This window comes from Streptomyces sp. NPDC059455 (genome assembly GCF_042750115.1).
In the GTDB taxonomy this organism is placed as follows: domain Bacteria; phylum Actinomycetota; class Actinomycetes; order Streptomycetales; family Streptomycetaceae; genus Streptomyces; species Streptomyces endocoffeicus.
Genome location: NZ_JBHYVB010000069.1, coordinates 1 through 20,152, shown reverse-complemented (window position 1 = coordinate 20,152; position 20,152 = coordinate 1). Strand labels below are relative to the sequence as shown.

The 20,152-nt window shown below is 72.9% G+C and carries 15 protein-coding genes and 1 riboswitch; of the genes, 9 read left to right on the top strand and 6 right to left on the bottom strand.

What is annotated here, in order from left to right; translation table 11 throughout:
- Positions 1-154: 154 nt before the first annotated feature.
- Complete coding sequence (locus ACFXB5_RS24395) at positions 155-391, bottom strand: hypothetical protein (protein ID WP_086885525.1); 237 nt, start codon at positions 389-391, stop codon at positions 155-157.
- Between the two features lie 166 nt (positions 392-557).
- A riboswitch (ZMP/ZTP riboswitch) is annotated at positions 558-644 on the top strand.
- A gap of 22 nt (positions 645-666) precedes the next feature.
- Here ACFXB5_RS24395 and ACFXB5_RS24390 point away from each other — a divergent pair.
- A complete protein-coding gene (locus tag ACFXB5_RS24390) occupies positions 667-1,545 on the top strand; it encodes a bifunctional 5,10-methylenetetrahydrofolate dehydrogenase/5,10-methenyltetrahydrofolate cyclohydrolase (RefSeq protein WP_385211452.1) in 879 nt (292 codons plus the stop codon).
- A gap of 4 nt (positions 1,546-1,549) precedes the next feature.
- Here ACFXB5_RS24390 and ACFXB5_RS24385 read toward each other — a convergent pair whose 3' ends face one another.
- Complete coding sequence (locus ACFXB5_RS24385) at positions 1,550-4,456, bottom strand: NACHT domain-containing protein (RefSeq protein ID WP_385211450.1); 2,907 nt, start codon at positions 4,454-4,456, stop codon at positions 1,550-1,552.
- Positions 4,457-4,592: 136 nt separating this feature from the next.
- Positions 4,593-5,021: a VOC family protein gene (locus ACFXB5_RS24380; protein ID WP_385211448.1), complete on the bottom strand. Its 429-nt coding sequence runs from the start codon at positions 5,019-5,021 to the stop codon at positions 4,593-4,595.
- A gap of 322 nt (positions 5,022-5,343) precedes the next feature.
- On the opposite strand from ACFXB5_RS24380, the gene ACFXB5_RS24375 reads away from it, so the two are divergent.
- Entirely contained in the window at positions 5,344-6,339 is a 996-nt protein-coding gene (locus tag ACFXB5_RS24375) for an ADP-ribosylation family protein (RefSeq protein ID WP_385211446.1), read from the top strand.
- A gap of 142 nt (positions 6,340-6,481) precedes the next feature.
- Complete coding sequence (locus tag ACFXB5_RS24370; protein WP_385211444.1) at positions 6,482-7,987, top strand: AlkA N-terminal domain-containing protein; 1,506 nt, start codon at positions 6,482-6,484, stop codon at positions 7,985-7,987.
- Positions 7,988-8,128: 141 nt separating this feature from the next.
- Here ACFXB5_RS24370 and ACFXB5_RS24365 read toward each other — a convergent pair whose 3' ends face one another.
- A complete protein-coding gene (locus ACFXB5_RS24365; protein WP_385211442.1) occupies positions 8,129-10,057 on the bottom strand; it encodes an FUSC family protein in 1,929 nt (642 codons plus the stop codon).
- Positions 10,058-10,406: 349 nt separating this feature from the next.
- Here ACFXB5_RS24365 and ACFXB5_RS24360 point away from each other — a divergent pair, with 349 nt between their 5' ends.
- From ACFXB5_RS24360 to ACFXB5_RS24340, 5 genes are read left to right on the top strand one after another with little or no spacing between them, the layout of a single operon-like run.
- Positions 10,407-10,604 (top strand): ferredoxin, encoded by a 198-nt coding sequence (locus ACFXB5_RS24360; protein ID WP_385211440.1) that lies wholly within the window; start codon positions 10,407-10,409, stop codon positions 10,602-10,604.
- Positions 10,601-11,842 (top strand): NAD(P)/FAD-dependent oxidoreductase, encoded by a 1,242-nt coding sequence (locus tag ACFXB5_RS24355; RefSeq protein ID WP_385211438.1) that lies wholly within the window; start codon positions 10,601-10,603, stop codon positions 11,840-11,842. Before ACFXB5_RS24360 ends, ACFXB5_RS24355 begins: the two co-directional genes overlap by 4 nt.
- 48 nt (positions 11,843-11,890) lie before the next feature.
- A complete protein-coding gene (gene mptB, locus ACFXB5_RS24350; protein ID WP_385211502.1) occupies positions 11,891-13,354 on the top strand; it encodes a polyprenol phosphomannose-dependent alpha 1,6 mannosyltransferase MptB in 1,464 nt (487 codons plus the stop codon).
- Positions 13,351-14,568, top strand: a complete 1,218-nt coding sequence (locus ACFXB5_RS24345) for a glycosyltransferase 87 family protein (RefSeq protein WP_385211436.1) — start codon at positions 13,351-13,353, stop codon at positions 14,566-14,568. Before mptB ends, ACFXB5_RS24345 begins: the two co-directional genes overlap by 4 nt.
- A 21-nt stretch (positions 14,569-14,589) precedes the next feature.
- The gene (locus tag ACFXB5_RS24340) at positions 14,590-15,597 is read left to right on the top strand and encodes a YbhN family protein (protein ID WP_385211434.1); all 1,008 of its coding nucleotides are present in this window, start codon (positions 14,590-14,592) and stop codon (positions 15,595-15,597) included.
- Positions 15,598-15,607: 10 nt separating this feature from the next.
- On the opposite strand, the gene ACFXB5_RS24335 is transcribed toward ACFXB5_RS24340, so the two are convergent.
- Together ACFXB5_RS24335 and ACFXB5_RS24330 are read right to left on the bottom strand one after the other, a co-directional pair.
- A complete protein-coding gene (locus tag ACFXB5_RS24335; protein WP_385211433.1) occupies positions 15,608-16,723 on the bottom strand; it encodes a CapA family protein in 1,116 nt (371 codons plus the stop codon).
- 97 nt (positions 16,724-16,820) lie between these two features.
- Positions 16,821-17,627 carry a SigB/SigF/SigG family RNA polymerase sigma factor gene (locus ACFXB5_RS24330; RefSeq protein ID WP_385211431.1) on the bottom strand — a complete coding sequence of 269 codons (807 nt, stop codon included), beginning with the start codon at positions 17,625-17,627 and terminating at the stop codon, positions 16,821-16,823.
- Between the two features lie 394 nt (positions 17,628-18,021).
- Here ACFXB5_RS24330 and ACFXB5_RS24325 point away from each other — a divergent pair, with 394 nt between their 5' ends.
- Positions 18,022-20,082 carry a phosphocholine-specific phospholipase C gene (locus ACFXB5_RS24325; protein ID WP_385211429.1) on the top strand — a complete coding sequence of 687 codons (2,061 nt, stop codon included), beginning with the start codon at positions 18,022-18,024 and terminating at the stop codon, positions 20,080-20,082.
- The last annotated feature ends 70 nt before the right edge of the window (positions 20,083-20,152 follow it).

The following is a 20,152-nucleotide window of genomic DNA, read 5'->3' as shown; positions in this document are numbered from 1 at the left end:
GGCCCCCCCCCCCGGCCGACGCGCCCCGCCCCCCGCCGCGGGCGGGGCGCCCCGGCCCGCCCCCAGAGGCGGGGGGGTGAACAACAACTCGCCGGGGGCCCCACCCCCGCCCGCGCGCGCGCCCCACGATGAGTACCCTCAGGCTCAATTACCCTTAGTCGTCAACGCACTTGGGGTACTTCGAGCCACGGTTGCAGTCGTGGTAGTCGTACTTGCTGACCCGGAACTTCTTCTCCTCGCCGCCCTTGGCCGGATCGACGACCAGGTAGAACTTCTTCCCGTCCTTGACCTTGTCGGTGACTGTCCCATCAGGGCCCCGGTCAAAGTCCTGCGCGCACCCGGCGAGTGTGAGGGCTGAACATGCCAGGAGGGCAAGGGCAAGGCGACGCATGTCGTGCTCCGATCAACGTGAGGATTGCGAGACAGTCTAGGGGGCATCGGATCATGGCCCGGCCAGGGGTGGCATTCGCTCATACGCGGGGAAACGCCTGGTGGATGGCGCTGGGAAAGGGGGAGAAAAACGCCCGGCAAAGGCCGTCCGGGGTGCCCTACAGTGGGGTCCGGGCCGTGACTGGCGCTGAGGTGGAGCACCACCGGGGAGCGGCCTGACGATCGGGTCGATGCCGTGCGCCTGGGCGAGTAGTCGGTAACGCCTGGGAGGCGACCTTGTCCTCGACACAGACGGCCCAGCTCATGGATGGCGCCGGTCCTGCCCGGCGCATCGTGGCGGAAGCGGCGGGCCACGCTGCGGAGATCGCTCGACGTACGGGAATCACCCCCTGTCTGGCAACGGTGCTGGTGGGCGAGGATCCGGCCTCGGCCACGTATGTCCGTATGAAGCGCGCCCGCTGCGCCAAGGCGGGGATCGCGTCACGGTTCGTCGCCTTGCCGGCCGCCACGACGACCTCTGAGCTGGTCGATACCCTCGGCTCGCTGTCCCAGGACCCCGAAGTGCACGGCATCCTGCTGCAGCATCCCGTCGGGGCTCATATCGACGAGCGGGCGGCGTTCGAGGCCATCGCTCCCGAGAAGGATGTCGACGGCGTCACCATGAGCTCCTTCGGGGCGATGAGCTTCGGGTTGCCGGGGTTCGCGTCGTGCACTCCAGGAGGGATCATGCGTCTCCTGGACGAGTACCGCGTCGAGCTCGCGGGGCGGCGTGCCGTGGTGGTGGGCCGTAGTCCGATCCTGGGCAAGCCCGTGGGAATGCTCCTGCTGGCCCGGGACGCGACGGTGACGTATTGCCACTCCAGGACCGCCGACCTGGGCGCGGTGCTCCGGGAAGCGGATGTCGTCGTGGCGGCGGTGGGCCGGCCCCGGCTCATCCGTGGCGAGGACATCAAGCCGGGCGCCGTGGTGATCGATGCCGGATACAACCCCGGCAATATCGGCGACGTCGACTTCGATTCCGCGAGTCAACGTGCCCGGCTGATCACCCCGGTGCCGGGCGGGGTGGGGCCCATGACCATCGCCGTCCTGCTCGCACAGACCGTGGACGCCGCCCGGCGGCAGACGGGTCTGACCGGCGTACGGGCGGATCGCTGAGCGGTCAGCCGCTGCGCCGGGCTCTTGTCAGTGCCCGGTGCAGCACCTCCTCGGCGAAGGCGGGCAGCCGTGTTTCGGCGGGGCCGCGCATGTCCATGTTGAGGACGACGTTGTCCTGGCGCACGAGCACCTGGCCGCCGCCGTCCCACCGCCACCAGACCGCCTCCTGCCCGAGGTCGAGCGTCGATCTGTGGCCTCCGTCGTGCTCTCCGCCGATGGTGTCCGCGCTGCGGAACGCCTTCACGGCTTCCTGGACGGCGCTCTGAGCCGCCTCCGCCTTCCCGACGGTGACCAACAGGTCGATTCTGGGCGACACATCGCCGTCGGTGGTCCAGTAACAGCGGGACTCCCCCTGGCTGAAGGGTTCCCGGGTCGACAGTCGCGGCCGGGGTACGGCCCGGGCGGCCATGCGCTCGTCCAGCAGCTCACAGGCTTCGGGCAGAGACCGATAGCGCTCGTCGTCCGGGGTGATGAGGGTGCTGACCAGCCCCGGCACCATCAGGCCGACCATGAGCGGGGACAGTGCCATGGCGATCACCTCCCGTGACACGGATGGATCCTCCCGTGACACGGATGGATCGGCCACCCCGGCGGGGGCCGGTGGGCCCGGCGGGGGCGGGGCCAGCCGGTCCTGGAGGGTGCGGTGCCGGAAGGACAGCACACCGCCGGACTGGCGCAGGGCTCCCCGTTGACAGGCGTCCTCCAGGAATTCCATCAGGTGCCGAGGGAGACGGCCGGTGGCGGCCAGCCAGAGTCTGGCGACGGTGAACTTCCCCCATGCCGACACGGCGAATCCGTACAGGAGCAGTGCCGCCGCGCCGGTCAGTGACGCCAGCAACCAGTCCCGGCCGGTGACCGGTTCCTCGCTGTGGGAGGGCGGCGTCACCCCCGGAGGGTAGTACGTCGTGATCTGTTCACTCAGGAACAGCGCCAGCGGCGGAAGGAGGCACACCACCGCGGCGGCGGCACGGCGGGGTTTCGCGAAGGCGCGCGTGCCGGGCAGCGTCCATACGGTCCGACGGTCCGCGCGCAGCAGCGCTCGTGGGCTGCGGGCCAGGGCGTGGTCCGCGGTGTCCTGCCAGACCGCGCCGCCCATCAGCAGGAACAGCGGGACCACGGCGTACAGCGACGCCCGCAGGTCCACCGTGGCGGCAAGGACCACGAAGAGCGCGACGGGGACGACGGTGGCCGTTCTCCACAGGAGGAGGGGCAGCCGGCCGCGGGCGGTCAGTGTCCAGGGCCGGGGGGTGTCCCAGGCGACATCGATGACGGCGACGACGCCGAACAGGGCCACCACGACGAACAGTGGCGGCGACCCCATGCCCAGCGGCCCCTCCGCGGGCCGGTCGTAGCCGACGGGTGCCAGTGCCACCAGGCCCATCGCCATGGCGGCGATCGCCGGTGCGCAGCGTACGGGCCACGGCACCGCGCGTGGCAGGCTCCACCAGGTCACCTCCGGGGAACCCAGGGCCCGGGCGTGGCGGGCGAGGAAGGTGAGCCAGCGGTGTGCGTCCTCGGCTGGCCAGTGTCGCCCCGGGCTCGCGGCGGCCAGGGACGTGTCATAGGTGGCGGGCACGAACTGGTCGAGGAGATGGGCCTCGATGGCCGCGCGGCCGGGGAAGCGGTGGGAGTCCAGCAGTTCGGCCGGGTCCCGGCCGGTGTCGCTGTACGCCTTGCGGGCCAGCGACGCCATCAGCGGGGTGGCCAGCGCCTCGCCCAGGACCCGGACGCGCGCCGCGCGGGCCGGGTCGGTCGTCCGGGGATCGAGCGCCTGCCGCCAGGCGGTACCGCGCCGGGGCCGTCCGGCGGCGCTGTGGGGCGGTGCGGAGTCGTGGGGTGGCGGGGCGGTGCGGGAGAGGTAGACCGTGAGGTCGGCGAGGGTGAGCGGCCGTACGCTGACGGCGGCGGCACCGGTGAGCACACGCGCTTCTCGCGCCGCGGCGCGGTACTCGTCCTCGCGGCTGGTGAGGACGATCCGCGCGGCCCGGTCGAGGGTGCCGTTCAGGGTCCGCAGGGCCTGCGGCCGTACCGCCGCGGGCAGTTCGTCGAAGCCGTCGAGGACGGGCAACAGGCGGCCGGTGCGCAGCAGTTCGCGGGCGATGTCGCGGGCGGAGGCGGTGCTGGTGGCCAGTGAGGGATAGCGGGTGCCGAGCAGTCCGGCCGCCCACTCCCATAAGTCGGGCTCGGCCTGGGGCCGCCAGGTGGCGAGGGGCAGGATCACCGGGATCCGCTCGCCGGGGGCGCGGCGTGCGAGGCGGTCGAGAGCGAGCCGGACCATGAGCACGGACTTGCCCGTACCGGCCGGGCCGAGTACGACGAGCCGGCCGGAGGGCACCCGGTCGAGCACATCGGCGATCTCCTCGAACCGGCCGCGGAGATCGACCGGGCCGCCGCCGGTGACACCGGTGATGTCGGTGACGCCGGTGACGTTCTCCCAGTGGTCGATCAGGTCCGGTGGCGCGGTGTCCCACCGGACCGGGATCGGCGCCGGGTCCTGGAGCCGGCGCAGCCGCTCCTCACGGCCCAACTGCTCACGTACCGCGCTTGCGAGCCGCTCGGCCGCCGCGTTGAGCTCCGGGCCGGAACGGTCGCCCCACAGGATCCTGGAGCGGCGGTGGCGCACGATGGCGTGGACCGCCAGCCACGCGCCGAACGTGGCCAGTACGATGCCCACCGCCCCGAGCATCGGACCGGGCAGCCCGGGGGCGTTGCCGCCACCCCGCGTCCAGCGGAGCAGACTCGCGCCCACCGCCGTCGAGCAGCCCGCGAGCAGCAGCTGACCTGTGAGCCGGCTGCCGGTGAACGGGCGGTGGCCGTCGTTGAAGTGGATGCCGCCGTGGATGGTGTGCGCCTGGATCACCGTGTGCGCGGTGCCCGAGAACTCGTTGCGCGCCATCGGCTCGCCCATCATGCGCCCCCCCTTACGCATCCCCCAGCACATGGTGGCTCAGGCGCCGCGCGGGTGTACAGCCCGGCGGGGGCGCCCTTTCGGACGCCCCCCCTGTGGCTGGTGCCCTTCATGGCCAGGGCTCCGTGGCCACCCGTCGCTAGGGGCGGATGTAGGGCCGGGTGATGATCTCCATGTTGTGGCCGCCGGGATCGTCGAAGTACGCGCCACGGCCGCCGAAGAGACGGTTGATCCGGCCGGGGTCGGTGTGGCTGGGGTCGGCGTAGTAGGTGACGCCGACCGCTTCCAGGCGGGCGATCATCGCGTCGAACCGCTCATCGGGCACGAGGAACGCGTAGTGCTGTGGCTGTATGGGCTCGTCGCGCTTCTCGTAGTAGTCGAGCGTCACGCCGTTGCCGAGATCGACGGGCAGAAACGGTCCGAACGGTGCTCCGACCTCCACCCCCAGAATCGCGGCGATGAACTCGGCGGACAGCCGCCGGTCGTGGGCGTAGACGGCGGTGTGATTCAGCTGGACGGCGGTGGCCGGGGGCTCGGAGTCGGGCTGGGGCCGGGCGTGGTGTGGCATCTGTGGTGGTGTCTCCGCATCGTGGAATCCGCTGGAACAGGCGCCACATACGGGCGCCGGGAGGAAGGACACGGAGGAAGTGGCGGGCCCCTGGCCCGCCTCGGGCTCACGCCGAGGCCGGGCGCCTCACTCGTGCGTGGCCCATGGCCGACCCGGCAGTCACCTTGCCGAACTTACCATCGGTGGTCAGGCTCCGTGCGCCATCGACGGTCCGGCTCGGTGCGCCGTCGTCGAGTGCGCTGGAGCCGACCCCGGCCGCGTCCGCCCGATCGTGTCCGCTAGCCTCCGGTCTCGGGTCCGTGGACCACGGGAGTGCCGGGGGATGAGCGAGGAATGGCGCATGGGCGATGAGTGGCGGCGGCAGGGGGGAGAGCGATGGGCGGCGGTGGAGGCCCGCGTCCGGCGAGAGTGGGGGCTCCAACTGCCGGACTCCTTCTTCCGGTTCCATGTCTTCCTCCAGGGGCTCGGGGTGGCCGAGCGGCGGGCGCTCACGGACATGGACGTGGCTCCGGCCGGTATCTCCGATCTGTTCGACGACCCCGGACTGTCCGCCCGGCCGGGGATCGACGCGCGGGCGCACGGACGCTACTACCGCGATCCGCCCGAGTTCCTGACCTTTCTGCACGGCGGCTCGGACGGGCTGCACTACGGGTTGTGGTCCGACGACGGATCGGCCTGTGCCGGGGTCGCCTCCTACTACACCCATGACGGCGGCGACATCGACACCAGCGCGCACACGCCGCTGGAAGCGATACGCGTGCTGATCGAGCGCCACTGGCGCGACCTCGCCGACGACGACGGGGACGCGGACCACCTGGCCGCTCGGCGTCACGGGCTGGAACTGCTGCGCGAGGCCCTGACCGGGCTGGAGACGGGCGACCGTGACGAGACCGGCGCCGGTTATGTGCGCGCGTACGACAGCTCGGCCGGGTCGGCCGACCCCGCGCGGGTCGCCACGCTGGACGGTGCCGGTGCGCTCGTGACCGGCGAGACGGCGCCGGAGCGGCCCGTGCGCCACGCGCCAGGTGGCTTCCGGTTCGCCCAGGCCCAGTACGCCTTGCTCGACGACCCAGCGGGTTCGACCAGGCTCGTGGAGGACGCCCGGCGGCGCCTCGCGCACGGCGACCCGGCCGAGGCGCTGGCGCTGGGCCGCGATCTCCACTGGGCGTCGGCCGGTGACCCCGTCAGGGAGGCGCTGGCGAACGAGCTGCTGGTCGGCGCCTACCAGGCGTTGGGCCGGTCCTCCCTCGCGGGGATCGCCCAGGCCCACCACGACCACCGCGACCTGCCCAGCGTCACCGTCCTCGGCTCGCGCTAGCACCGGACCGCGCCCGCCCTCCCCCACGGCTGCACGGTTGCCCCCGGCCCGGCCCCGGTCGACGCGCCACCGCGCCGCCGCGAGCGCCATGTCCGTTTCCCGCCAGCGCGCCTCCCCTCCCAGGGCGCACAGTGGAGGTGTGATGAGCGACGACAGCAGATACGAGGCGGTGTGCAGCCGCGACGCACGGTTCGACGGCGAGTTCTTCTTCGGTGTCGCCACGACCGGGATCTACTGCCGACCGAGCTGCCCCGCCACCACGCCCCGGCGCAAGAACGTCCGGTTCTTCCCGACCTCGGCCGCCGCGCAGGGCGCGGGGTTCCGGGCCTGCCGCCGCTGCCGGCCGGACGCCGTGCCCGGCTCCGCCGACTGGAACGCGCGGGCGGACGCCGTCGGCCGCGCCATGCGGATGATCGGGGACGGGGTGGTGGACCGGGAGGGGGTGTCCGGGCTCGCCTCGCGGCTCGGGTACAGCGCCCGGCAGGTGCAGCGGCAGCTGACCGCCGAGCTCGGCGCCGGCCCGGTGGCGCTCGCCCGCGCCCAGCGCGCCCACACCGCGCGGATCCTGCTGCAGACCACCGCGCTGCGGGCCTCGGAGATCGCGTTCGCGGCCGGGTTCTCCAGCGTCCGGCAGTTCAATGACACGCTGCGCGAGATCTACGCCGCCACCCCCACCGAACTGCGCGCCGCCCGGCCGGGGAAGTCCTCCCTGTCCGAGCCCGCGGGGACGCCCGGCGGGGTGCTGGGGACCAACGGCGGCACGAACGGCGGAACGGCCGGAGTGCCGCTGCGGCTCGCCTACCGCGGTCCGTACGACACCACGCGGGTCTTCGACTATCTCGCCCGGCGCGCCCTCACCGGCCTGGAGGAGATGGCGGGCACGCCGGGCGCCCGGACCTACCGCCGCACCCTGCGGCTGCCGCACGCCTGCGCCATCGTCGAGGTCGACGAACGGCCCGGCGACGGCTGGCTCGAGTGCCGGCTGCGCCTGACCGAACTGCGCGATCTGACCACCGCCATCCAGCGGATCCGGCGCCTGTTCGACCTGGACGCCGATCCGTACGCGGTCGCCGAGCGCCTCGGCGCCGATGCCGCGCTCGCGCCCCTGGTGGCCGCGCGGCCGGGGCTGCGTTCGCCGGGCAGCGCCGACCCGCATGAGCTCGCCCTTCGCGCCGTGCTCGGCCAGCAGGTCTCGGTGGCCGCCGGGCGGGTGCTGGGCGATGGGCTGATGGCCGCGTACGGCAAGCCCCTGGAGCGGCCGGACGGCGGGCTGACCCATCTCTTCCCGCGCGCGGAGGACCTGGCCGAGGCGCCGCTTTCCGAGCTCGGCATGCCGGAGAGCCGGCGCGCCACGCTGCGTACGCTCGCCGCCGCGCTCGCCGACGGCACCGTGCGGCTGGACGCGGGCGCCGACCGCGACCGGACCGAGAAGGAGCTGCTGGGGCTGCGCGGCGTCGGCCCCTGGACGTCCGGTTACATCCGGATGCGGGCGCTGAGCGACCCCGATGTGCTGCTGGAGTCGGATGTCGCCGTACGGGCCGGGGCCCGCGGCGCCGGGGCGCATCTGGAGGACTCCGAGGGCTGGCGGCCCTGGCGCTCGTACGCCATGCACCACCTCTGGAACGCCCCGCGGCCCCGGCCCGCGTGATCCCGCCGGGAGGCACCCGCCGGCAGACAACCACCGAGAGACACCCGCCCAGAGGCGCCGCCCGGCCCGACGGGGATCCGCGAATCCGCCGCCGGAGAGATGAGCGGGGTCAGCTGACGGCCGCCGGGGAGGTGAGCGGGGTCAACGGGCCGCCAGGTCGCGCACCGTGCGCAGCCCGGCGGTGACATCGGCGATGGTCGCGCAGTCGCCCACCGCCGCCTCCGCGGGCAGGACGAGGTCCGTCGGGGGGCGGCGGGTGGCGACGGCGTCGGCCAGGTCGGACAGCGCGGCCCGCAGCCGGGCCGCGAGGGCGGGATCGGGCTGTGGGGCGCCCTGGTCGAGCCGTACGCCGCAGGCCGTGACCGCGTCCACGATCTTCTCCAGGGCCAGCACCACCGGCGCCCAGGCCGCCAGGTCCCGGCCGAACGGCGGGTGTTCGGCGCTGGCCACCTCCACCGCGCGGCGGGCGTCGGCGAGCGCGCGGTAGGCCTCGCGGCGCAGCCGCAGCCGGGTGGCGTACGGCGCCTCGGCGGTCAGCACCCGGTCGAGGTGGTCGCGGGTGGCGCGGACCGCGAGCGACAGCCGTACCGACACCTGGGCGCGCGGGCCGCCGAGCCCGGGCAGCGCCCCGGCGGCCAGCACCACACCACAGGCCAGGAGTGTGTCGGTGAGCCGGGTGAACCCGGGGTCGGTGTCGCCGCCGAGGTAGACCAGGGAGAGCAGCAGCGGGGTGAGCACGGCGGTCTGCAGGGCGAAGTGGCGCACGGAGACGGGGATCAGCGCGGAGCAGACCGCCGCGACGGCCACCGGCCAGATGCCGGGGTCGCCCGCGCCGGGGGCGAGCAGCGTGGCGAGGGCGCCGAAGACGGCCACGCCCACGGCGGTGCCGAGCGCGCGGGAGAGGGCCCGCGAGACCAGCGGGCCCATGTCGGGCTTGACCAGGAAGGCGGCCGTGGCGGGGAGCCAGTACCAGTGCGCGCCGGGCAGTTGCTGGGCGAGGGCGGTGCTGACGCCCACGCACAGGGCCACCCGGGCGGCGTACTCCCGGCCCGCCGGGCCGAGCGCGCGGCGCAGCCGCTGCCGGTGGCCGGGGACCACCGCGCCGACGGGCGGCGCCGGTTCGCCGTCGAAGACCCGGGCGGCGAGCAGCACGGCGCGGTGCATGGCCACGTTGCCCGCGGTGTCGGGCGCCGGGGCGGGCAGCCGGCCCGGTGGCAGTCCGGTCCGTACCGAGCGGGCCAGTTGGGCGGGGGTGCGCGCGATGCGCTCGGGTACGGGTTCGTCCTCCCACAGGAGGGTCAGGATGGCCTCGCTGAGCGCTCCGGCCACCGCCAGCCGGTCGCGCGACCGCCGCTCCTCCTCGTCGACCCGGTGCAGGGGGAGCCGATGGGCGTAGAGGGCTTCGTACGCCGCGTCGTAGGCGGCGGACAGCTTGCGCCGGGCGGCCTGGCCGTCGTCGGTGCCGACCGCCGTCATCAGGTCGGCCAGGGCGTCGTACACGGCGGCGACCGCCTCCCGTTCGCCGGAGGGCGCGGCCTGGCGTGAGGGGATGACGCGTGGCAGCAGCGCGGCCATGGCGATCACCCACGCGGCGCCGATGAGCAGCAGGCCCGCCCTGGCCGGCGGGGCCACCGGGAGGGGCATGCCCGCGCCGACCACGGCGAGCACCATCAGCTGCACCCCGGCGGAGGAACAGACCGGGCCGATGGCGCTGATCGCGCCGGAGACCAGTCCGACGGCGGCGAGGGCGAACGCGATCCAGACGCCGAGGCCGAGCGTGCCCAGCCAGGCCCCGGTCAGCAGGCCGAGGGCCCCGGCGAGGGCGGGCAGGCCGATGCGCACGACGCGGGTGGCGCGGGTCGCGGGGCGGTCGTTGATGTGGGCGAACATCGCCCCCAGCCCGGCGAGCATCCCGAACGGGGTGTGTCCCGACGCCACGCCGACGGCCACCACCGGTCCCACGCCGAGGGCTCCGCGGACCACCGCCGCCCAGGGCACGGGCCCCCGCAGCGCCCGCACCCCGCGCAGGGGGTGCGTCAGCCAGTCGGGCGGTGTGCGGAGCGCGCGCAAGGATCCTCCGTGAGGTGGAAATCGTGGGGCTCTTCGAACCGTACGTGAGCAATGCGGAACATTCGTAACCTGCGTATTTCCGCCATGTGAGCCACTGATGCCCCACCCCGCGAACAAGCGGCCCTCGGCCCGCGGAACCGGGTGTGACCTGGTGTTTTACACAGTCTTCTCGAGTCGCCCGGTCGACCCGTTCGGGGCGCACATGCCAGGCTCATATGTCTCGCTCCGTGGCCAGCTTCTTGCGGAGCGTGTTGTGCTGGGTACGCGGGAGAACTAGCCTCCCTTCCGCCCGTTACCGAACATTCGTCTGGTAACCGCCTTCCGTTGATCCCCAGTGTCGGAGAACGCCATGCAGGTGACCTTGCATCAGGACAAATGCGTCGCCTCGGGGCAGTGCGTCCTCGCCGCCCAGGACGTGTTCGACCAGCGGGACGAGGACGGTGTCGCCGTACTCCTCGACGACCGCCCGTCGTCGGAGCTGCACGACGACGTCCGACACGCGGCCGCCGTCTGCCCCGCCCTGGCGATCGCCCTGGCCGACTCGTGAGCGCACCGCGGAACGTCGTGATCGTGGGTGCCTCGGTCGCGGGGCTCACCGCGGCCGTCACACTGCGCACCGAGGGGTACGACGGAAGGCTCACCCTCATCGGCGACGAGCCCCACACCCCCTACAACCGGCCGCCGTTGTCCAAGCAGATCCTGGCGGGCACCTGGGAGCCGGACCGGATCAAGCTGCGCACCAACGAGGAGCTGTCCGCCCTCGACGCACGGCTGCTGTTCGGCAGATCCGCCACCGGTCTGGACACCGCCGCCCGCCGGGTGGTGTTGGACGGCGGCGACAGCGTCTCCTACGACGCCCTGGTCATCGCCACCGGTGTCACCCCCAACAGCCTGCCCGGCGCCCACCATCTGGCCGGGGTGCATCTGCTGCGCACCCTCGACGACGCCCTCGCCCTGCGCGCCGATCTGCGCCGCAAGCCCGATGTGCGGGTGGCGGTGGTCGGCGCGGGCTTCCTCGGCTCGGAGGCCGCGGCGGCGGCCCGCAGGATGCGGCTGGACGTCACCATGATCGACCCCCGGCCGATGCCGATGCGACGCCAGTTCGGCGACCGGATAGCCGCCCTGGTCGGGCGGTTGCACAAGAAGAACGGGGTGTCCATGCGCTGCGGCACCGGGGTGCGGCGGTTCTTCGAGTCCGGCGGCCGGGTGACCGGTCTCGAACTCACCGACGGCACACTGCTGGACGCCGATGTCGTGGTGGTCGCCATCGGTGCCGCCCCGGCGATCGGCTGGCTGGCCGGATCCGGCCTCGAGCTGGGCAACGGCGTCGAATGCGATCCCACCTGCCGCGCGGCGCCCGGCGTCTACGCGGCCGGTGACGTCGCCTCGTGGCACAACAACCACTTCGGCTGCCGGATGCGGCTGGAGCACCGGCTGAACGCCACGGAACAGGCGCGGGCCGTCGCCCACAATGTGCTCGGCGAGAACCAGCCATTCGCCCCCGTACCGTACTTCTGGACCGATCAGTACGACGCCCATATCCAGGCGTACGGCATCTTTCCCGCCGACGCCGAACTCGCCGTGCTCCACGGCGAGCTCGAGGGCGGCCACTTCGTCGTCGCCTATGGACACCGGGGCCGGGTGGTCGGGGTACTCGGCTGGAACAGCCCGTGCGAGCTGCGCAAACTGCGTCAACTCGTGGTCGACCGGGCACCGTGGGCATCGATCCTGCCCGCTCCCCAGGCGGTGTGGCCCGGCCGACACCTCTCGGCCAGTCTCCGGTGACCGCGACGTCAATTTCCGGCCATGCGTTCTCGCGAGGCTGGGTAGGTGCTGGTCCGTCGCCTTCTCCTTCAACGTGTCGCCGTCGCTCCTGGTCACTGTCGCCTCCTCGGGCTCGCCGGGTCGGTGGCCCTGGCAGCGGGCGGAGCGACAGCCGGAGCGTTGCCAGTGGGGGATGCCCTCACCCCTGACTCCGGAAGAGAGGCGCTCGGGCTGATCAGCACCTATTTCGGGCTGGTGCTGCTGATCGCGGCGTGGTGGCTGCTGGGGCGCGAGGTGCGCGGGCCGAAACCGCCCGGCCCCCGCTCCCTGCTGATCACGCTCGCCACCTGGGCGGCTCCCCTGCTGCCCGGCCCGCCGCTGTTCAGCCGGGATGTGTACAGCTATCTCGCCCAGGGCGCCATGGTGCACGCCCGCATCGACGTCTACACCCACGGCCCCATCCGCCTCGGCGGGCCGCTGGCGGAACAGGTGGCGCCGGTGTGGCAGCACACCCCGACGCCGTACGGCCCGGTCTCGCTGGCCTTCGAATCGGCCATCGCCCACGCCTCGCGCGCCGAGCCGTCGCTCGGGGTGATCGGGCTGCGGCTGATCGCACTGCTCGGGGTGGCGCTGATGGTGCTCGCGCTGCCCGTTCTGGCCCGCCGCTGCGGCACCGACCCAAGCGCCGCCCTGTGGCTGGGCGGCCTCAACCCGCTCCTGCTGCTGCATCTGGTGGGCGGGGCGCACAATGATGCCGTGATGCTCGGGCTGCTCGGGGCCGGGTTGGTGGCCGCGACGGGCCGATGGCCGGCCTGTGGCGCGGTGCTGGTCACGCTCGCCGCCCTGGTCAAGGCCCCGGCGGCGCTGGGGCTGCTGGCGGTCGCCACGCTGTGGGCGCGCCGGGTGGAGGGCCGCAGGCGCCGCGTCGGCGCCGTGGCGGCCACCGCCGCGCTGTCCCTGGCCACCACGGGAGTGGCGACGGCCGTGACCGGCACCGGCTACGGCTGGATCTCCGCGCTCACCACCCCGGCCTCACCGGACAACTGGGCGCTGACCAGCACGCTCGGCCGTGCCACCGGCGCCCTGCTGGAGGCCGTCGGCAGCGGTCTGGCGCCGCTGGCCGCGCCCGCGTGGCACGGTCTGGGGCTGCTGGCCACCGCCGTGGCCATCGGGGCCGCCTGGCTGCGCCCGCCCCGCCCCCGGCCGGTGTACGCGCTGGGGCTGAGCCTGATCGCGGTGGCCGTGCTGGGCCCGGCCATCCGGCCCTGGTACGTGCTGTGGGGGCTGTTCGTGATCGCGGCGGCCGGTCCTGGCGGAACGGTGCGCAAGGCGGTGGTGGCCGGGAGCGGGGTGCTCGCGCTGGCCGTGCTGCCCAGTGGGTTCGCCCCGGATTCGCGGCAGCTGACGTACGCCGTGTGCGGGGGTGCGCTGGCGGTGTGCGCGCTGTGGTGCGTACGGCACGCGCCGGGGCTCGCCACCGGCAACGCGCTGCCCGCCGTCTCCGGCGGCCACGGACCGGAGCGTTCGGCATGACGGGGCCCACCACCTCACGCGGCCGGCTGGTGCTGGCGCTCGCCCTCACGGTGGCGGTGGCGCTGTTCCTGGCCTTCGTCCCGCTGCACCGGCACTGGTTCGACCTCAACGTCTACTACGACGCCGTGGGCCACTGGACGCGGGACGGCCGTATCTACGACTTCACCATCCCCGGCGCGGACGGGGCGGACTACGGCTTCACCTATCCGCCCTTCGCCGCGCTGTGCATGCTGCCGATGGCCCTGTTCACCTGGCCGGCCGCGATCACCCTCAGCATGGTGCTCAACGTGGCCGCCTCGGCCATCCTGCTCACCTGGCTGATCGGGCCGATCGTCCAGCGGCGCGGCTGGAACAAGTGGTTCGCCTTCGTGGTGGCGACCTGTCTGTTCGTCCTCCTGGAGCCCGTGCGGGACACCTTCAGCTTCGGGCAGGTCAATCTGCTGCTGCTGGTGCTGGTGTTCTTCGACGCCCGGCTGCTGTCCACGGGGCGCGGCCGGTTCGCCGGCTGCGGTATCGGGCTCGCCGCCGCCATCAAGCTCACCCCGGCGATCTTCATCGGCTATCTGCTGATCACCCGGCGGTGGCGCGCCGCCGCGACCGCCACGGCCACCGCCGCGGCCGCCACCCTGCTGGCCCTGGCGGTGGCGCCGGGGGCCTCGCGGGTCTACTGGACCGAGGCGCTGTGGGACACCGACCGGATCGGGGTGCTCTCCTACGTCTCCAACCAGTCGTGGGAAGGGGTGCTGGCCCGGCTGGTCGATCCGGTGCCGCCGAGCGGGGTGGTGTGGGCGCTCGGGGTGCTCGCCGTACTGGCCGTCTGGGCGCACCGGGTGCGCTCCGCGGTGGCCGTCGGGGACGAGCGGGCCGGCTTCGCGCTGACCGGGGTGACCGCCTGTCTGATCAGCCCCATCACCTGGGTGCACCATCTGGTGTGGCTGATTCCGGCCCTGGCGGTGCTGGTCGACAGCGCGCTGCGGCCGGACGCGCCACCGGCCCGGCGCAGGCTGCTGCTCCAGGTCGGTGCGGTGGTGTACGTGCTGCTGTGCAGCAGTGTGGTGTGGCTGTGGCGGTTCGACTCCACCGGGGTCGACGGCTTCCTCGGCAGCAACACCTATGTGTGGATCTGCCTCGGCCTGCTGATCGCGCTCCCGCTGCGCGGTGCGCGTTCCGCGACGATGCTGAGCCAAGAGCCGTATCCGGCACGTATCCCATGACCGACAGGAGTGTCCGGACCGATGCCTGAAGCGATGCCGCGCCCCGCGGAGCAGCCCCTGGACCGGCCCGCGGAGCGGACGGAGCGCCGGCCGCTGTACCGGCGGCTGCCGCTGCGCCAGATCCTGTGTCTGCTGCCGCTGCTCGTCGTGGCTGTCTGGGTGGTCCAGCACCGGTCGCTGATCGGCTCCGGCGCCCGTCAGATGTTCACCGCGAATCCGTACTGGCTGCTGACGGCGGTGGCGACGACCGGGCTCGGCTGGGTGGCGGTGTCGTTCGCCCGGCAGGGCACGGTGCTGGAGCGGCTGCCGGCCAGGCGGCTGTTCGCCACCCAGTTCGCCGCGGGGGCGGCCAACCATCTGCTGCCGTCGGGGATCGGCGCCAGCGCGGTCAACATCCGGTTCATGACGGGCTGCGGGCTGCCGCCCGCCCGCTCCTCGGCGGCGCTGGCCCTGTACTTCCTGGCGGAGGCCACCGCCCGGGTGGGGTTGCTGCTGGTGCTGCTGGTGGCGTTTCCCGAGGCGCTGCGGCTGGGCCCGCTGCTCCCGGACTCGGTGAGCGGGACGGTGGTGGCCGGGGTGGTGGCGGCGGCCGGGGTGCTGGTGGCCGGAGTGGCCCTCATCCGTCCGGTGCGCCGGCTCGTGGTGACGTTCCTGCGCACCGCGCTGGCCGACGCCCGTTCGCTGCACATGCGGCCGTCCAGGGCGCTGGCGCTGTGGGGTGGTTCGCTGGCGTTTCCCCTGCTCCAGGCGACGGGGCTGGTGGCGGTCGCGCTGGCGCTGGAGCTCGAGGTGCGGCCGGCGCATGTGATGCTCGCCTATCTGGCCGCCACGGCGGTGGCCGCCGTCGTCCCCGCGCCCGGTGGTATCGGCTCGGTCGACGCGGCGCTGGTCATCGCGCTGGTGGCGGCGGGGGCGCCGGTCGAGTCGGCCACGTCCACGGTGCTGGCGTACCGCTTCATCACCGTGTGGCTGCCGCTGGTCCCCGGGGCGCTGGTGCTGGGCGGGCTGGTGCGCTGGAAGATCGTCTGACCCGGCGGGGTCAGGGCCGGCGCAGGGTGAGGACGTCATCGGGCCGGACGTCGATGTGCGAGCCGAGGAAGGCCCCGACCCGGTCAAGGGTTCCGCCCAGCCATACGGCGTCGTCATGGCCGGTGCGCTCCAGCCGCATCCGCCGTGACCGCAGGGGCACCATGCGCAGGCTCACCAGGCGGCCGGTGTCCGGGTCCAGCTCGGGGAAGTAGAGCAGCCGCAGATCGTCGCGGTACCGCTCGTAGCCGCCGATGCCCTCGTAGTCGTCGACCATGTCGCCGCAGCCGTAGAGGACCAGCTTGCCGCGGTACACCTCGAGGGGGCGGGGGTGGTGGGAGGAGTGGCCGTGGACGAGGTCCACACCGCCGTCGATCAGGGCGTGGGCGAAGTGGATCTGGTCCGGTGAGACGCCGTACCCCCAGTTGCCGCCCCAGTGGACCGAGGCGACGGCGAGGTCGCCGGGGCGCTTGAGCTGCCGTACGCGGGCGATGATCTCGTACGCGCGGGCGTCCGACAGCTCGGGCAGGAAGTCGACCCCGGACCGGTTCTCGGCAGCGGCCCACCGGCCCGGGATGCCACTGGAGGCCGCGCCGAACGCGAAGACCAGCACCCGGCGGTGGTCCCCGGCCGGGACGGCGGCGGGGCGCCGCGCGGCGGCCGCGTCACGGCCCGCTCCGGCCACCCGGAGCCCGGCGGCGGCCAGGGAGTCGAGCGTCTCGTCGAGCCCGCGCCGGCCGCCGTCGAGCACATGGTTGTTGGCCAGGACGCAGACATCGGGCCGGACCGCGGTCAGACAGGGGAGGTTGTCCGGGCTCATCCGGTAGTGGACGTCCTTCCCCGGGGCGAACTCATCACTGTGGGTGACGCTCGTCTCCAGGTTGAGCACCCGCACCTCGGGCGCCTCCTCGTCCAGCACGGCCAGTGCGTCGCCCCAGGGCCAGGAGAAGTCCACCGGGCGCGGGATCGGGCCGTTCGCCTGCTCGGCCAGCTCCACATAGGCCCGGGAGTCGCGGATGTAGGGCTCCTGGAGCTCCGGATCGCCCGGATGCGGCAGGATCTGGTCGACACCGCGGGCGAGCATCACATCGCCGCAGAGGAACAGCGTCACCGCCGGGGGGTCGTGCATACCTCAACGATAGGCGTGCGTCGCCATGAGTGACCGTGGCCGGGGTGGGGACCCGGAGGGGCGGACGCACGGGGCGGTGCGGCGGATGAGCGGAGCGTCATGCGGCACGGGCGCCGACCTCCTGGCCCAGGCGGGCGCAGGTGCGGTTGATGAGCCGGGAGACATGCATCTGGGAGATGCCGAGCCGATCGGCGATCCGGCTCTGGGTCTCGTCGCAGAAGAACCGCAGGTAGAGGATCTCCCGCTCGCGCTCGGGAAGCCTGCGCAGGCACGGCTTGAGGGATTCGCGCTGGACCACCCGCTCGTAGGAGGACTCGGTGGAGCCGAGGGTGTCCACCAGCGCGTAGCCGTCGTCCGCGCCGCGCAGTGCGGCGTCCAGCGACAGTGTGCGGAAGCTGTCGAGCGCCTCCATGCCGACGAGGACGTCCTCCTCGGTCATGCCGGTGTGCTGGGCGATGTCCTTGACGCTGGGCGAACGGTCGTCCGGTGAGCGGGTCAGCTCCTGGATGGCGGTGCGGACCCGGTTGCGCAGCTCCTGGACCCGGCGCGGGACGTGCAGGCCCCACATGTGGTCGCGGAAGTGCCGCTTGACCTCCCCGACCACGGTCGGTACGGCGTAGCTCTCGAAGGCCGAACCCCGGTCCGGCTCATAGCGCTTGACCGCCTTGACCAGGCCGACCATGGCCACCTGCCGCAGATCCTCGGAGCTTTCACCGCGGTTGCGGAACTGTGAGGCGATGCGCTCGGCCATCGGCATCCAGGCCCGGACGACGTCCTGCCGCAGGGTGTCCTTCTCCTGACCGTCCGGCAGATCGGCGATCCGGCGGAAGTCGGCGGAGGTGTCGGGGGCGTCGTCGTGTGCGTGCTTGGGGTGTGTTCGGGGGTGTGCTCGTGCGGACGTCATGGGCGGGTCTCCCTTGGGCTGTCGTCGGTGTCACCACAGGATCTGGCAATCCGGACAACTCGGGCGACCGTGGACACGCCTTCCGCAGCCGGGCTGCTCCCATGGCGTGCCTCCGGTCCGAAGCACACTGTTCGCGTGCCCTTCCTCGGCGCGGCGAAACGGAGTTCATCTCCGCGGATGCCGTTCCATCCGGTGCGTCGTGCGTCACATCGGCCCGGTGCGTGGCCCGCATGGGCATGTGGGAGGGGCCGCGACAAGGATTCGGCCCACGATCAAGATTTACGCAGGTTTTCCCGCCGTTTCGCCCATCTGCCGTTGTCCGTACCGTCTTGGCGGAAGACACTGCACCGGTTCCCCCCGCTTCCCTTCGAACGCCACAGGAGACCGGAGCGTCATGACCTCCATAGACCGTCGAAGATTCATGCAACTTGCCGGCACCGGCACGGCCATGTCCCTCCTCTCCGCCAGCATCGCCCGCGCCGCGGAGATTCCGGCGAACCGCCGGACCGGAAGTCTGCGGGACATCGAGCACATCGTCGTGCTGATGCAGGAGAATCGCTCCTTCGACCACTACTTCGGCACCCTGCGCGGGGTACGGGGATTCGGCGATCCGCGGCCGGTGCGGCTGCCCAACGGCAAGCCGGTGTGGCACCAGTCCGACGGCTCCAAGGAGGTCCTGCCGTTCCGCCCCGAGGTGAACGACCTCGGGCTGCAGTTCCTCCAGGACCTGCCGCACGGCTGGGGCGACGGCCATGTGGCGTTCAACGACGGCGCGTACGACAAGTGGGTGCCCTCGAAGTCGGCCACCACCATGGCGCATCTGACCCGCGAGGACATTCCCTTCCATTACGCGCTGGCCGACGCCTTCACCATCTGCGACGCCTACCACTGCTCGTTCATCGGCTCCACGGACCCCAACCGCTACTACCTGTGGTCCGGTTACACCGGGAATGACGGCAAGGGCGGCGGCCCGGTGCTGGACAACGCGGAGGCCGGCTACGGCTGGACCACCTACCCCGAGCGCCTGGAGAAGGCCGGGATCTCCTGGAAGATCTACCAGGACATCGGCGACGGGCTCGACGCCAAGGGCGGCTGGGGCTGGATCGACGACGCCTACCGCGGCAACTACGGCGACAACTCGCTGCTGTACTTCAACCAGTACCGCGACGCCAAGCCCGGCGACCCGCTGTACGACAAGGCCCGCACCGGTACCGACGCCAAGAACGGCGACGGCTTCTTCGACGTCCTGCGGGCCGATGTGAAGGCCGGGAAGCTGCCGCAGATCTCCTGGATCGCGGCCCCCGAAGCCTTCACCGAGCACCCCAACTGGCCGGCCAACTACGGCGCCTGGTACGTCGCCCAGGTGCTGGACGCGCTCACCTCCAACCCCGAGGTGTGGAGCAAGACCGCGCTGCTCATCACCTACGACGAGAACGACGGCTTCTTCGACCACGTGGTGCCGCCGTACGCGCCCGCCGCCAAGCGGGGCGCCTCGACCGTGGACACCACCGGGGAGCTGTACGCCGGCTCCTCCTCGCAGCCCGCGGGCCCGTACGGGCTGGGGCAGCGGGTGCCGATGCTGGTGGTGTCACCGTGGAGCAAGGGCGGCTGGGTCTGCTCGCAGACGCTGGACCACACCTCGGTCATCCGGCTCATGGAGCGGCGCTTCGGCGTCGAGGAGCCGAACATCTCGCCGTGGCGGCGGGCGGTGTGCGGCGACCTGACCGAGGCCTTCGACTTCTCCCGGACCGATGTGAAGGTCCCGGCCCTGCCGGACACCAGCGGCTACCAGCCCAAGGACAACGAGCGGCACCCGGACTACGTACCGAAGCTCCCGGCGAACCCCTCGCTGCCCCGGCAGGAGTCCGGACTGCGCCCTGCCAGGCCGCTGCCGTACGACCTGTCGGCCGATGCCACGACCAGCGCCGACGGCGGTCTGCGGGTCGACTTCGTCCACCACGGCAAGGGCACCGCCGCGCACTTCCACGTGACCTCCGCGAGCCATACGGGCGGGCCATGGGGCTACACCGTCGAGGCGGGCAAGCGGCTGTCCGGCAGCTGGCAGCGCTCCTCGGCGGACAACGGCGCCTATGACCTCCAGGTGCACGGTCCGGCCGGTTTCCTGCGCCACTTCACCGGCCACGCCACCGGCAAGGGCCCCGAGGTGAGCGCCCGCCACGACCGGGCGACCGGGGAGGTCGAACTGACCCTCGTCAACCAGGGCGACGCGACGGTGCGGCTCACCGTCACGGACGGCTACCACGAGGAGAAGTCGGCGAGCTACCGGCTCCGGCCGGGGGCGCGGGTGGTGCACACCGCGCGGACCGGGCGCAGCCACCAGTGGTACGACCTGTCGGTGGTCTCCGACCACGACAGCGGCTATCTGCGCCGGCTGGCCGGGCATGTGGAGACCGGCCGTGCGGGGATGAGCGACCCCGCTCTCTCGGCGGACTGAGCCCCCGCCACCGGCCCCTCGTCGCGCGCCCGTCCGGCTCCCCCCCCGGCGGGCGCGCGGTGCGGCTCCC

Excerpts from the sequence above, each read along its gene's own strand:
- ACFXB5_RS24395 (WP_086885525.1), bottom strand. The coding sequence starts at position 391 with ATGCGTCGCCTTGCCCTTGCCCTCCTGGCATGTTCAGCCCTCACACTC.
- ACFXB5_RS24385 (WP_385211450.1), bottom strand. The coding sequence starts at position 4,456 with ATGATGGGCGAGCCGATGGCGCGCAACGAGTTCTCGGGCACCGCGCAC.
- ACFXB5_RS24380 (WP_385211448.1), bottom strand. The coding sequence starts at position 5,021 with ATGCCACACCACGCCCGGCCCCAGCCCGACTCCGAGCCCCCGGCCACC.
- ACFXB5_RS24375 (WP_385211446.1), top strand. The coding sequence starts at position 5,344 with ATGAGCGAGGAATGGCGCATGGGCGATGAGTGGCGGCGGCAGGGGGGA.
- ACFXB5_RS24370 (WP_385211444.1), top strand. The coding sequence starts at position 6,482 with ATGAGCGACGACAGCAGATACGAGGCGGTGTGCAGCCGCGACGCACGG.
- ACFXB5_RS24360 (WP_385211440.1), top strand. The coding sequence starts at position 10,407 with ATGCAGGTGACCTTGCATCAGGACAAATGCGTCGCCTCGGGGCAGTGC.
- ACFXB5_RS24345 (WP_385211436.1), top strand. The coding sequence starts at position 13,351 with ATGACGGGGCCCACCACCTCACGCGGCCGGCTGGTGCTGGCGCTCGCC.
- ACFXB5_RS24340 (WP_385211434.1), top strand. The coding sequence starts at position 14,590 with ATGCCTGAAGCGATGCCGCGCCCCGCGGAGCAGCCCCTGGACCGGCCC.
- ACFXB5_RS24335 (WP_385211433.1), bottom strand. The coding sequence starts at position 16,723 with ATGCACGACCCCCCGGCGGTGACGCTGTTCCTCTGCGGCGATGTGATG.
- ACFXB5_RS24330 (WP_385211431.1), bottom strand. The coding sequence starts at position 17,627 with ATGACGTCCGCACGAGCACACCCCCGAACACACCCCAAGCACGCACAC.
- ACFXB5_RS24325 (WP_385211429.1), top strand. The coding sequence starts at position 18,022 with ATGACCTCCATAGACCGTCGAAGATTCATGCAACTTGCCGGCACCGGC.